Annotated in this window: 5 protein-coding genes, 1 tRNA gene and 1 pseudogene; 2 read left to right on the top strand and 5 right to left on the bottom strand. The window is 49.1% G+C overall.

Annotated features, from left to right (window positions below):
* Positions 1-661, top strand: a pseudogene (locus tag AB5935_RS15570) (ATP-dependent helicase); the annotation flags it as partial.
* A gap of 361 nt (positions 662-1,022) precedes the next feature.
* Positions 1,023-1,095, top strand: a tRNA-Thr gene (locus tag AB5935_RS15565).
* A 27-nt stretch (positions 1,096-1,122) separates the two neighbouring features.
* On the opposite strand, the gene AB5935_RS15560 is transcribed toward AB5935_RS15565, so the two are convergent.
* The 5 genes from AB5935_RS15560 to gltB all read right to left on the bottom strand — a co-directional run bounded on the left by AB5935_RS15560 (position 1,123) and on the right by gltB (position 10,272).
* Complete coding sequence (locus AB5935_RS15560) at positions 1,123-1,947, bottom strand: hypothetical protein (RefSeq protein WP_038610508.1); 825 nt, start codon at positions 1,945-1,947, stop codon at positions 1,123-1,125.
* A gap of 103 nt (positions 1,948-2,050) precedes the next feature.
* Positions 2,051-2,479 (bottom strand): AAA family ATPase, encoded by a 429-nt coding sequence (locus AB5935_RS15555; RefSeq protein WP_120053656.1) that lies wholly within the window; start codon positions 2,477-2,479, stop codon positions 2,051-2,053.
* A gap of 246 nt (positions 2,480-2,725) precedes the next feature.
* Positions 2,726-4,396 (bottom strand): asparagine synthase B, encoded by a 1,671-nt coding sequence (asnB, locus tag AB5935_RS15550; protein WP_038610504.1) that lies wholly within the window; start codon positions 4,394-4,396, stop codon positions 2,726-2,728.
* Positions 4,397-4,412: 16 nt separating this feature from the next.
* Complete coding sequence (locus tag AB5935_RS15545; RefSeq protein ID WP_038612462.1) at positions 4,413-5,753, bottom strand: glutamate synthase subunit beta; 1,341 nt, start codon at positions 5,751-5,753, stop codon at positions 4,413-4,415.
* Between the two features lie 40 nt (positions 5,754-5,793).
* Positions 5,794-10,272, bottom strand: coding sequence for a glutamate synthase large subunit (gltB, locus tag AB5935_RS15540; RefSeq protein WP_038610502.1), 4,479 nt, complete (start codon positions 10,270-10,272; stop codon positions 5,794-5,796).
* Between the last annotated feature and the right edge of the window lie 28 nt (positions 10,273-10,300).

The following is a 10,300-nucleotide window of genomic DNA, read 5'->3' as shown; positions in this document are numbered from 1 at the left end:
GCATGGTTTGCACAAAGACAGTCTTTGTTTTTATGGTTTCTACTTGAAGATACCGGATTACCGTGTTCCGAAGTCTTTCCGGCTAGTTGATCCTGTGTGGTCTACTATATTTGATGTCTTCGCCTGCGTGCTGGAAGGGGATGATGAAGAGGTGTACTGGTGTTGTGGCTGTTTGGCGGATCGGAGCATTGTGGTGATGGACGGGGAAGGAAGCTATTATCATGTGGAGAAAGGAAAGGGGAAGCGGTATATAGCTTGTAATGCTCCTAAGGCGGGCGAAGCGGATTTTGCCTCCGTGGTGGAAGGTCTGAGGAAGGAAGCCGGGCGGCGTGCGGAGAGCGTACAGCGGGAACGGCAACAGAATGAGGAAGAGAAAAGGCGGAAGAGGCTGGAGGAAATAAAAGATGTCCTTCCTTTCCGGATGGGGATGAAGTGGGGGCTGAAATGGGGAGATCGCATCGTAGTGCCTCCTTGTTACCGGAATATCTGTATTCCTGTAGGCGGTTATTGTGCTTTTGAAGGGAATGCCTGCCAGTGGGGGGTGATGGCGCTGGATGGAAAAGTGGTGGTGGAGGCCAGATATCAGAAGGTGGAGATAGAAAAGGATGGAACGGTGCATCTGACCATCATTCCGGGTAAGGTAAAGACCATCAAACTTTGACGGATATTGAATTGTTTGGGTATGGAGTGGGTAAATTTCAGTATATCACGGGTATTTGATGAGGAGAGCAATTAGTGTAAAATAGTTTTTACGCCTTGATGTTATAATCTTTACATAAAAGAAAACAATTCTACCGTTGAAGCTCTTACGTGGGATACCGCTTTCAAGAACATAAACGAACCAAGCGGATGGGCCATGAAAGGGATACATGAAGAAGCCTACCAATAAATCCGGCATCAATTGACATAACAAAATCGGATAACTGAAAAATTATCCGCTTTTAGTTTCTTTATTTCGAAAGAAAGATATATATTTGCAACGCTTTTTCAGAAAAGCACCCGATATTGCAGAAAAAACAGTTGCCGAAATGGCTCAGTTGGTAGAGCAATTCATTCGTAATGAATAGGTCCCGGGTTCGAGTCCCGGTTTCGGCTCAAGAAGCGGTAGAATACCGCTTCTTTTTATTTTATATAGTTCTCTTTTTCCATATAATAAAGCCCTTCTCCACGGTCACCATTCTCTAAATCTGTTAACTCTACTTTAAATATTCGGTAGGGGAGAATATTTTTCTGGTGTCTGGGCATATCCACGGTCAGCAGATAGGCATTGCCGTATTCGGTAGCATCGAAGTACTCTTTTATCTCTTGTTTCATCAGAACAGGTACTTCTTCTCCATCTATCCAAACGATAGCTTTTAGTTTGTCAGCCGATGGTGCCAGCAAAACGCCTTTGGCTTGTTTGCTTAAACCTGTTTGCTCAATCTTGCTAAAATCCTGTGCATGTACAAGTGAGGATTTTTCTTCTTTTTGCCATTGCAGGGTACGGGTCAGACTCATGGGGCGAACATATATCTGATAGGTGGGCATGCCTCCAGGGATGTGGAAAATACGTAGTCCATAGACTTCCATACGATGATAGCGAATGTTGAGAGTGGTATCACGATCGGCAATGAAATTCCATGCCCAAAATTCGAGACGTTGGTCTTTTTCCGCTAGTCCGGGTTTTACGGTATGTGGGTAGGTAGACATATTGATAGCTCCCATACTTTGATACTTTCCTTTAGGAATACGGGTGGTGTAGTATCCGTTTTTGTCAGTGATGGCTTGTTTAATGTCATCAAAAGAGGGGCTTTGCCAAAAGATGGAACAACTGTCAATGGGTTGTCCGTTATAATCTGTTACTTGTCCGCATATGGTTACTGAATCCCGTTGTTGTGCATGTCCAGCAGAATAAAGAAAAAATAGGATAAAAAAGAGAATCAATTTAGGAATAAAAGGTGTTTTCATTATTTTATCTGTTAATTGTGTTTTTAATGTGTATCTTTTTCACTTCTCACCACTTCCCATCCTTTGAACTGTATCAGGACTTTATGTAACGTGGTTCCTTGAGCTAGATACAGCGCTTTTCTTCAAAATCATCATAATAATAAGAAGCGTAATCCTTTATGAACAGGTCGAGGACAACATTGCAATAAGTTTCAAAACATTCTTCCAGTCTCTCTAATGCCCCCCCTGCCTTTGAGAAATCAAAATAAATCACTTGGAAACGGTTGCGCTGGTCGGTGGAATTCTTACCAATCCATAGTCCGCCGAATAACTCTTCGAAACGGTCTTTTTGCAAGATGTTATAGTAGGCTTTCATCATGCTTAGGAAAAGGCTTTTTCCGAAACGGCGCGGACGTATCATAAAGATATAGCTGGCTGTATCTTCAATCAGGGGCAAATACATGGTCTTGTCCACATAATAATAATTTTCAGTCCGCATCCGCACAAAGTCCGAGATGCCGTAAGGGATTTGAGGCGCTTTCTTTGTTTCCATCTTTCTTCTTCTCTTTTTTATAGCTATACAAAGTTACACCATTTTTTCTGATACCCAGCATGGAAAGGGCTGTTTTTTCCACTCTATTTCGAAAACGTTGGCAAAAGCACCGCGCAGCCTTCCTCTTTTCGGAGGCAAGGCTGCGCAAAAGTTCGGGGTGCAAAGCATCTCTTCATTTAATGAATGCTGTAAGAGAAGCGTTAAAGATATGCATGAATTTGTCGGAATCGAATTCACGTTGCCATATTATGAATCGTATGCTTCTTCGTGCACTCCCTTCACGGCCCGTCCGCTTGGTTCGTTCATGTTCTTGAAGGCGGCGTCCCATGCAAGGGCCTCGGCGGTAGAACATGCCACACTGGGTACGCTTGGCACGCTGCGGGCTGCGCTTTCACTGGGAAAGTGCTCCTGGAAGATGCTGCGATAGTAATATTCTTCCTTGTTTTGCGGTGTATTGATAGGAAACCGTTCGGCTGCGTGCGCCATTTGCTCGTCACTGATGGCTTCGGCGGTAAGGGCTTTCAGTGTATCAATCCAACTATAGCCCACGCCGTCGCTGAACTGCTCTTTCTGTCGCCATGCTACACTGTCGGGCAACATGTCTGCAAAGGCTTTGCGAACGACTTTCTTTTCAATGGTATTTCCGGGGCACATCTTTGCTTCGGGATTGAGGCGCATGGCTATGTCCAGAAATTCTTTGTCCAGGAAAGGCACTCGGCCTTCCACTCCCCACGCTGCGAGGGATTTATTGGCACGGAGGCAGTCATAGAGGTGGAGCTTGCCTAGTTTACGCACGGTCTCTTCATGAAAGGCTTGGGCTGTAGGAGCTTTGTGGAAATAGAGATAGCCGCCGAACACTTCATCAGCCCCTTCGCCACTCAGCACCATTTTGATTCCCATGCTTTTAATGACGCGTGCCAGCAAATACATCGGGGTAGAGGCGCGAACGGTGGTGACATCGTAAGTCTCGATGTAGTAAATGACGTCGCGGATAGCGTCCAATCCTTCTTGGATGGTATAGTGGATTTCATGATGCACGGTTCCGATAAAGCGGGCCACTTCGCGGGCTTTTATCAGGTCGGGCGCACCTTCCAGACCGATAGCAAAGGAATGGAGCTGAGGCCACCAGGCATCTTTTTTATTGTCGGTTTCTACCCGTTTGCCTGCATATTTCTTGGCAATGGCAGAGATGACGGAACTGTCCAGACCGCCGGAAAGAAGTACGCCGTAGGGCACATCACTCATCAGTTGGCGTTTAACGGCCTCTTCCAGTCCGTCGTGTATGTCCTGGGAATAGGCATTGTTGTTTTTCACGGCTTCGTATTCAAACCAGTCGCGGACGTACCAGCGGGTCATCTTGCCTTCTTTTCCCCAATAGTAATGGCCGGGAAGGAAGGGTTCGTATTCATCACAGAACCCTTCGAGGGCTTTCAACTCGCTGGCGCAGTATATTTTGCCGTCCTTATCCTTACCTATATATAAAGGTATGACTCCGATGGGGTCGCGGGCAATGAGGAAATCGTCTTTCTCCTCATCATAAAGGGCGAAGGCAAAGATGCCGTTCAGGTCTTCGAGGAAGTGAATACCTTTGTCACGGTAAAGGGCAAGGATGACTTCGCAGTCGCTTCCGGTTTGGAAATCATATTTTCCGGCGTACTTTGCACGAACATCCCGATGGTTGTAGATTTCTCCGTTCACGGCGAGGATTTGTTTCCGGTCGGGACTATATAGGGGTTGCCCTCCGCTTTGAGGGTCTACGATGGAGAGGCGTTCATGGGCCAGGATGGCAGAGTCGCCTACGTAGATGCCGCTCCAGTCCGGCCCGCGGTGGCGGAGCTTTTGTGACATTTTCAATGCCTTCTGACGCAGTTCCTGCGTTTGTTGCTTTATCTTGAATATTCCTACGATTCCACACATAATTGTATTTGTTGATTTATTTATTGAGATAACTGTCTATGTCCGTTGCCGCTTTCCGTCCGCTGGCAATGGCGCGTACCACTAGGCTGGCTCCGCTTGCTGCATCGCCGGCTACGAATACGTTTTCGGCGAATTGGGGATGTTCGGGCTTTAGGAATCCCATTGCCAGAAGAACCAGGTCGGCTTCAATCACTTCCACCTTTCCGGTGGGCTTCATGACAGGGCGGCCGCCGTCGGGACCGGGAATCCATTCCACCTGTTCCACTTCCACACCGCAGACTTTACCGTTTTTGCCGAGAAACTTATGAGTGGCGAGAGACCACCGGCGGCTGCATCCTTCTTCGTGGGAAGAGGTGGTTTTCAGCACAAGGGGGAATTGGGGCCATGGAGTGGCTGGATTTTGTCCTACGGGCGGTTGGGGCATGATTTCGATTTGGGTGACGCTTGCAGCACCCTGACGGTTACTGGTTCCGATGCAGTCGCTGCCGGTGTCACCTCCGCCGATGATTAGTACTTTCTTACCTTTGGCAGTAACCAGTTGTTCTTTCGGGAACGTCATGCCGGCAAGGATACGGTTTTGTTGCGCCAGCATGTCCAGTGCCGGGTGGATGCCTTTCAGTTCGCGTCCGGGGACAGGGAGGTCACGGGCGGTCGGAGCTCCGGTGCAGATGCAGTAGGCGTCAAAACCTTCGGGGAGTTGCCGCACATCCACATCGTTGTTCATTTTGAAGTGGATGCCTTCTTCTTCCATCACCCGGATACGGCGGTCGATGATGGGCTTGTGCAGCTTGAAGTTGGGGATGCCGTAACGTAGCAGGCCGCCGGGAGCCTCATTCTTGTCGAAGACGGTCACTGTGTACCCTTTTCCGTTGAGCTGGTTGGCAGTAGCCAGTCCTGCAGGCCCGGCGCCGATAATGGCTACTTTCCGTCCGTTGCGTTCAATGTGCCGGGGGCTGATATAACCTTCGCGGAAGGCTGCTTCGGCAATGGCCGCTTCATTCTCGCGGATGGTGACGGGGGAGTCCATGCTCAGTTTCAGCACACAGCTCTTCTCGCAGAGGGCGGGACAGATACGGCCTGTGAATTCAGGAAAATCGTTGGTTTCGTTCAATATCTTGTAGGCTTCTTCCCATTTGCCTTTGTAGAGGGCGTCCTGAAATTCGGGTTGCTTGTTGCCCAACGGACAAGCCCAGTGGCAGAAAGGAACACCGCAGTCCATGCAGCGTGAAGCTTGAAGTTTCCGGTCACGGCTGTTCAGGGTCTGTTCCACCTCACTATAGTCTGATATCCGGTCGTGAATGGGACGGTAGCCCGCTTCTTGGCGCGGAATGGTTAAAAATGCTTTTGGATTTCCCATATTTTTGTTGTATTTCTTTGTTGATAATTTGTGTGATGTATTAATAATCTCTTTGTACATCAGCTATTTTTTGTTGCAGCTTGCGCATTTGTTCTTCTTGCAATACTCGTTTGTATTCGATGGGGACTATCTGGATAAATTCATCTACATAGCGGTTCCAGTTGTCCAACATCGTTCGTGCCAGTTTGGAGCTGGTATAGAGGTAATGCTGGCGGATCAGTTCATGCAGTTCCTTCCGGTAAGATGCCTCCTCGATAAGCGAGAGCTCCACCATTTCCATGTTGCAGAAATAATCGAAGTTGTGGTTTTTGTCCCATACATAAGCCACACCGCCACTCATCCCGGCAGCGAAATTCCGTCCGGTTTCTCCCAGTACCACAACTCGTCCTCCAGTCATATATTCGCAACAGTGGTCGCCTACACCTTCTACCACGGCTGTCACTCCGGAATTGCGGACTGCGAAGCGTTCACCCACTCGTCCGTTGATATACACCTCGCCGTCAGTAGCGCCATACAGCAGGGTGTTTCCGGCGATGGTATTCTTTTCCGCATCGAAATTGCTGCGCACGGGGGGCAGTACCGCAATGCGTCCGCCGCTCAGTCCTTTTCCCAGATAGTCATTCGCTTCGCCTTCCAGCTTGAAACTGATGCCGTGGGTCAGGAACGCACCGAAACTTTGGCCTGCCGAACCTTTGAATTTGATGTGGATGGTCTGTTCCGGAAGTCCTGCCTGCCCGTATTTCTTGGCAACCGCTCCTGCCAGCATGGCGCCTACCGAACGGTCCGTATTGGCGATGGTGTATTCCAGGGAAATTTCTTTTCCGTTTTCTATGGCATCCCTGGCGGCGGCCAGTATGGTCACATCCTTCACATGGGCAATGTCGTGCTTCTGTTCCATGACATGGTGTATGGCAGCTCCGTTGTCCACCCGGTGTAGCAGTCTGCTGAAATCCAATAGTGAGGATTTCTTCTCACTTGGCGCTTGTTGTATTTCAATCAGGTCTGTCCGTCCAATGATATCCTCCAACCGGGTGAATCCCATTTCGGCCAAATATTCGCGTACTTCCTGTGCCAGGAAAGTGAAATAATTCACTACATATTTATAATGCCCACGGAAATGTTTGCGGAGTTCGGGGTCTTGGGTGGCCACGCCTACGGGACAGGTGTTGGTGTGGCACTTGCGCATCATGACGCATCCCAGTACAATCAATGCGGTGGTACCGAAACCGAATTCTTCCGCACCCAGCAAGGCCATGTTGATAATATCCCGTCCGGTTTTCAACTGTCCGTCCACTTGCAGTTTCACTTGTCCGCGGAGTCCGTTCAACACCAAGGTCTGTTGCGTCTCGCTCAGTCCTATTTCGGGCGAGATACCTGCATACCGCATACTTGAGGCAGGTGACGCTCCGGTTCCTCCTTCAGCTCCCGAGATGACAATCAGATCGGCTTTCGCTTTGGCCACGCCGGCGGCGATGGTTCCCACCCCGCTTTCGGCTACCAGTTTCACACTGATTCGTGCCTGTGGGTTTACGTTTTTCAGGTCGAATATCAACTGGGCCAAATCTTCGATGGAATAAATGTCATGGTGGGGTGGAGGGGAAATGAGCGAGATGCCCGGAATGGAGTGGCGGGTTTTGGCAATCACCTCATCTACCTTGAATCCCGGCAGTTGTCCTCCTTCTCCCGGCTTGGCGCCTTGGGCCACCTTTATCTGGATCTCTTCGGCATGGACCAGGTATTCGGCGGTGACTCCGAAGCGTCCCGATGCTATCTGCTTGGTCTTGCTGCAAAGTGAGATACCCTGGTAAGTGCCGGTAATGCGGTCGCTGTCCTCACCTCCTTCACCCGTATTGCTGCGTGCGCCCAGTTTGTTCATGGCCAGTGCCAGCGCCTCATGTGCCTCCTTGCTGATAGCGCCGAAGGACATGGCTCCTGTCACGAAATGTTTCACGATGTTTTCTACCGGCTCCACCTTTTCAATATCAATGGGGTTTCGTTTGTGTCCGAAGAAGTCGCGCAGGAAGAGGGGTGACTCTTTTCCATCTACCATGGAGGTGAATTCCTTGAACTTCTTGTAGCTGCCCAGCCGGGTGGCCAGTTGCAGGGTGGAGATGGTTTCCGGATTCCAGGCGTGCCGTTCTCCGTCTTTGCGGAAAGAGAACAGTCCGTTATGCGGTAAAATGTCGCTCACTTCTTTCGGAGAGAATCCGGCATCGTGCAGGGCGATGGCATCTTTGGCGACTTCTTCCAGACGAATACCTCCGATGCTGGATGTCTGTGTGCCGAAATAGCTTCTCAATAATTCCTCACTGACCCCTACGGCTTCAAAAATCTTCGCGCCCCGATAGGAACGGATCGTAGAGATACCCATCTTGCTCATGATTTTAAACAAGCCCTTGCAGATGGCTTTGATATAATTCTTTTCGGCCGTTTCGTAATTCATCTGCACATCGCCTTTTCTCACTAGTTCATCCAGTACGGCAAAGGCCATGTACGGATTGATGGCACTGGCACCATATCCCAGTAACAGGGCGGCGTGCATCACTTCGCGAATCTCGCCGCTTTCTACAATCAATGCGGTTTGTACGCGTTTCTGAACCGAGATGAGGTGATGATGAACAGCGCTTACCGCCAGCAGTGACGGGATGGCGGCATGAGCCGCATCAACAGAACGGTCGCTTAGAATGATATAGTTTACTCCGTCGGTCACGGATTGCTCGGCCTGTTTGCACAAATTACTCAGCGCTTCCTGTAGTCCGGCTTTTCCTTTGCTCACCTCGAATAGGATGGGGAGTTTCACGGTATTGAATCCTTTATATCGGATATTGCAGAGAATGTCCAGTTGGGTGTTATTTAGTACGGGATGGGGCAGACGTACCATTTTGCAATGGCTTTCGCTGGGTACTAAAATGTTCATTCCTACGGCGCCGATGTATTCGGTGAGCGACATGACTAATTCTTCACGGATAGGGTCGATAGCCGGATTGGTAACCTGTGCGAATTGTTGGCGGAAGTAGTTGAACAGTAACTGCGGTTTGTCCGAGAGAACTGCCAGCGGCGTGTCGTTACCCATAGAGGCGACAGGTTCGGCCCCTGTGTTACACATTGGTATGAGGGTACGTTCTATATCTTCACGCGAGAAGCCGAAGGTGCGTAACATACGGTCATAACCGGCTATCCGGTTGTCTATCTTGCGCCCGCTTTTCAAGGTATCGAGTTCGATGCGGTTGGTAGACAGCCAGGTGCGATAAGGACGGGCTGATGCCAATTGTTCTTTCAGTTCTCCGTCATAATATATTTTACCCTGTTCAGTGTCAATCATCAGTATTTTTCCCGGTTGCAGACGTCCTTTTTCTTTAATCTCTCCCGGTTCGAAATCCATCACGCCTACTTCGCTGGCCACTACCATCATGTCATTGTTGGTGATGAGGTAACGGGCAGGGCGGAGGCCGTTGCGGTCCAACATTCCTCCGGCAAAGCGTCCGTCACTGAACAGCAACGCGGCAGGTCCGTCCCAAGGTTCCATTAGGATGGAGTGATATTCGTAAAACGCTTTCAACTCTTCACTGATAGGATTTTTATCATTGAATGATTCGGGAACCAGCATCGCCATGGCATGGGGCAGACTCAATCCCGACATCACAAAAAATTCAAGCACATTGTCCAGTGAGGCACTGTCGCTCATACCTGGCTGAATAATGGGGCGGATGGCTTTGATATTCCCCAATGCCGGAGAGGAGAGGACACTTTCGCGTGCTTCCATCCATCCTCGGTTGCCGCGGATGGTATTGATTTCACCATTATGCGCCAACAGACGGAAAGGCTGTGCCAGACTCCATGTAGGAAATGTGTTGGTGCTGAAGCGGGAGTGTACCAATGCCAGTCCACTGGTAAAGTAAGGTTGTGTTAAGTCCGGGAAGTACTCGCGTACCTGCATGGACGAAAGCATCCCTTTATATATAATGTTTTTGCCCGATAGTGAAACGATATAGAAATCTTTATGCCGGACACGTTTTTCAATCTTTTTACGGATAACATAAAGGGTACGTTCCAAGTTTTCCACATCAGTCACTCCGGTGATGAACACCTGTTTGATATCCGGTTCGGTGGCTCGTGCGTCTTTGCCCAAGCAATTGGGATTAGTGGGCACATTGCGCAGATGCATCAGTGTCAGTCCTTCCCGTTCTATTTCTTCAATCATAATACTTAGGATACCGGCTTGTTCTTTTTCATCTTTTGGCAGAAATATTAGTCCGGTTCCGTATTTTCCCTTCTCGGGTACGGGGATACCTTGCAAGAGGATGAATTCGTGGGGGATTTGTAGCATAATTCCCGCGCCGTCGCCGGTCTTGTTGTCAGCTCCTTCCGCACCTCGATGGCGCATGTTCTCCAGTACCTTTAATGCGGAGTCTACCAGTTCATGTGATTTATTGCCATGAATGTTGACTACCATACCTACACCACAAGCATCATGTTCGTTGGTTGCATTATAAAGACCATTTTGTTCTCTTTTTACCATTATGACTGTCTTTAGTTTGTAATAATGT

Source organism: Phocaeicola sp. RTP21198st1_B8_RTP21198_201120 (assembly GCF_040929485.1).
GTDB classification, from domain to species: Bacteria; Bacteroidota; Bacteroidia; order Bacteroidales; family Bacteroidaceae; genus Phocaeicola; species Phocaeicola dorei.
Note: the sequence above shows the minus strand (reverse complement) of the source record. Positions and strands in the feature narration are given on the sequence as shown.

Coding starts and splice junctions, on each gene's coding strand:
- AB5935_RS15560 (WP_038610508.1), bottom strand. CDS start 1,947: ATGAAAACACCTTTTATTCCTAAATTGATTCTCTTTTTTATCCTATTT.
- AB5935_RS15555 (WP_120053656.1), bottom strand. CDS start 2,479: ATGGAAACAAAGAAAGCGCCTCAAATCCCTTACGGCATCTCGGACTTT.
- asnB (WP_038610504.1), bottom strand. CDS start 4,396: ATGTGTGGAATCGTAGGAATATTCAAGATAAAGCAACAAACGCAGGAA.
- AB5935_RS15545 (WP_038612462.1), bottom strand. CDS start 5,753: ATGGGAAATCCAAAAGCATTTTTAACCATTCCGCGCCAAGAAGCGGGC.
- gltB (WP_038610502.1), bottom strand. CDS start 10,272: ATGGTAAAAAGAGAACAAAATGGTCTTTATAATGCAACCAACGAACAT.